Origin of the sequence: Pseudomonas defluvii (assembly GCF_001695625.1) — a bacterium.
Classification (GTDB): Bacteria; Pseudomonadota; Gammaproteobacteria; order Pseudomonadales; family Pseudomonadaceae; genus Aquipseudomonas; species Aquipseudomonas defluvii.
In genome coordinates this window covers 1-1338 of record NZ_MBPN01000267.1, presented here as the reverse complement: position 1 = coordinate 1338, position 1338 = coordinate 1, and the positions used below count along the sequence as shown (strand labels likewise).

Sequence of the window (1338 nt, the reverse complement as noted above, 5' to 3'; positions counted from 1 at the left end):
GCTTGCCTGCGATGGCCTCGGTGGGGGGCCCGTGAGTTCGCGGCGCCTGCATCGCGGGCAAGCCCGGCTCCTACAGGCTGGCGCGGGCTCTGTTGGAGCTGGCTTGCCTGCGATGGCCTCGGTGGGGTGTCAGCTGAAGCCAACCCCCGCTAAAAAGCGGGGGTGGCAGGGGGAATGATCAGGCGGCGCTGAACAGTTTGTGCGGGTCGATCACGAATTTCTTCGGCACGCCGGCATCGAACTCGCCATAACCTTCTGGCGCCTGATCCAGGCTGATGACTTGTACGCCCACCACTTCAGCGATGTTGATGCGGTCCCACATGATGGCCTGCATCAAGGCGCGGTTGTACTTCATCACGGGGGTCTGGCCGGTGTGGAAGCTATGGGACTTGGCCCAACCAAGGCCGAAGCGAATGCTCAGGCTGCCGATTTTCGCTGCGGCATCCACGGCGCCCGGGTCTTCGGTGACGTAGAGGCCAGGGATACCGATCTTGCCGGCTACCCGCACCACACCCATCAACGAGTTCAGCACCGTGGCCGGCGCTTCGTGCTGGGCACCAGCATGGCCATGGCCCCGAGCCTCGAAGCCCACCGCATCGACCGCACAGTCAACTTCTGGCTCACCCAGCAGGTTGGCGATCTGTTCGTGGAGCGGGGTGTCCTGGGACAGGTCGGCGATCTCGAAACCCTGAGCCTTGGCATGTGCCAGACGTACCGGGTTCACGTCACCGACAATCACCACGGCCGCACCCAACAGGCGCGCCGAGGCTGCAGCTGCCAGGCCGACCGGGCCGGCACCGGCGATATACACCGAACTGCCCGGCCCAACGCCTGCGGTGACCGCACCGTGGTAACCGGTTGGCAGGATGTCCGAAAGGCAGGTCAGGTCGCGGATTTTCTCCATGGCCTTGTCACGGTTCGGTAGTTTCAGCAGGTTGAAGTCGGCATAAGGCACCAGCACGTATTCGGCCTGGCCGCCGGTCCAGTCGCCCATGTCCACGTAACCGTACGCACCGCCCGCCCGTGCCGGGTTGACCGTCAGGCAGACGCCGGTGTGCTGTTCCTTGCAGGAGCGGCAGCGACCGCAAGCAACGTTGAACGGTACCGAGACCAGGTCACCGATTTGCAGGTTTTCGACATCACGGCCCTTCTCGATCACCTCGCCGGTGATTTCATGGCCCAGAACCAGGCCGACCTGGGCGGTGGTACGGCCACGCACCATGTGCTGGTCGGAGCCGCAGATATTGGTCGACACTACCCGCAGGATGACACCGTGCTCGATCTTGCGGCCTCGCGGGTCCTGCATTTTTGGATAGGGGATTGTTTGTACCTCGACTT

General features: G+C 63.7%; 1 protein-coding gene. It reads right to left on the bottom strand.

Going from position 1 to position 1338, the window contains the following annotated elements; translation table 11 throughout:
- Positions 1–178: 178 nt before the first annotated feature.
- On the bottom strand, positions 179–1338 hold a 1160-nt coding region (fdhA, locus tag EKA13_RS27195; RefSeq protein ID WP_065762031.1), incomplete at its 5' end, for a formaldehyde dehydrogenase, glutathione-independent.